General features: G+C 56.8%; 1 pseudogene. It reads left to right on the top strand.

What is annotated here, in order from left to right:
- Positions 1-113 precede the first annotated feature (113 nt).
- Positions 114-437: pseudogene (locus tag AB2L51_RS15070) on the top strand (IS21 family transposase); the annotation flags it as partial.
- Positions 438-512: the final 75 nt, after the last annotated feature.

Raw genomic sequence — 512 nt, 5'->3', positions numbered from 1 at the left:
TGTTGATTTTCACTGAGAACTGACCCGGGTAGGGCGGAAATTTTCATCGAGATTTGACCCATGCCTTCACACTCCCCGGCATCATCTGCTGGGGGGTTTTTGGAGTGATTGACATGGAGCTTCTGAGTGTGATCCGCCGGTGGCACTGCCGGGATCATCTTCCGATCCGCGAGATCGAACGCCGGACGGGACTGTCACGCAATACGATCCGGAAATATCTCCGGGCACAGAGTATTGAACCGCGGTTCCAGGTCCCCGAACGTCCCAGCCGACTGGACCCGTTTGCTGACAGGCTGAGGGGATGGCTGGTCCTGGAAGCCGCTCGCCCCCGCAAGAATCGGCGCACGGCGCGACGACTGCATGAAGACCTTGTGGCACTGGGTTATGATGGATCCTACGGACGGGTGGCCGCTTTCATCCGGCAGTGGAAACACGAACTGTTGATTTTCACTGAGAACTGACCCGGGTTTTTCATCAGGAATTGACCCAGCCAGATGCTATTTCAGGCACAG

The organism is Acetobacter fabarum (genome assembly GCF_040702925.2).
GTDB lineage: Bacteria > Pseudomonadota > Alphaproteobacteria > Acetobacterales > Acetobacteraceae > Acetobacter > Acetobacter fabarum_B.
The sequence above is the reverse complement of the archived record's forward strand: the minus strand, read 5'-3'. Positions and strand labels throughout refer to the sequence as shown.